The following is a 644-nucleotide window of genomic DNA, read 5'->3' on the forward strand; positions in this document are numbered from 1 at the left end:
CATGCTTGGCCGTGTTCCACGCCAGCCGCAGCGCGGGCAGCGTCCACGGCACCGGGGTGAGCTGGTCGCCGCCCTGGCCGTAGGACGTCTCGGCGTCGCGCTGGGCGAGCGCGGCTTTCACCCGGGCCACACCCCAGTTGTAGGCGAACCGGGCCGCCCCGGCGTGCCGGGACAGGTTCACGGCCTGGGCGTCGTTCGGGTCGAGCGCGAACCGATAGGCCTGCAGCGTCGTCACCCGGCGTCCTCGGTGGCGGCGGCGACCGCCCGGCGGGCACGATCCGCGGCGGTCTGGTGGCCGTACAACCGGGCGCACAGCGACGTGAGGATCTCCGTCATGTCCCCGACCAGGTCATCGTCGACCTCGACCGGGTCGACGACCAGCAGACGCCGGCCGTGCGCGGCCAACACGGCCTCGACGTACTCGGCGCCGAACCGGGCGAACCGGCCGCGGTGCTCCACGACGATCGTGCTCACCCCCGGGTCGCCCAACAACGCGGACAACTCCCGGCGGTCGCCGTTCAACGCGGAGCCGACCTCGGTCACAACCCTGCCGACCGGCAGGCTCCGCTCGCCGCACCAGGTGGCGACACGGGCGACCTGCCGGTCCAGGTCGGCCTTCTGGTCAGCGGACGACACCCGGGCGT

General features: G+C 73.6%; 2 protein-coding genes. Both read right to left on the minus strand.

Features of this window, described 5'->3' with window-relative positions; translation table 11 throughout:
* A partial coding sequence (locus C1A33_RS26950) for a helix-turn-helix domain-containing protein (RefSeq protein ID WP_165818607.1) occupies window positions 1–235 on the minus strand: 235 nt, incomplete at its 3' end.
* The coding region (locus C1A33_RS26955; protein ID WP_101834441.1) for an IS607 family transposase at window positions 232–644 on the minus strand (413 nt) is incomplete at its 5' end. The genes C1A33_RS26950 and C1A33_RS26955, both read right to left, overlap by 4 nt.

The organism is Frankia canadensis (assembly GCF_900197875.1).
In the GTDB taxonomy this organism is placed as follows: Bacteria; Actinomycetota; Actinomycetes; order Frankiales; family Frankiaceae; genus Frankia; species Frankia canadensis.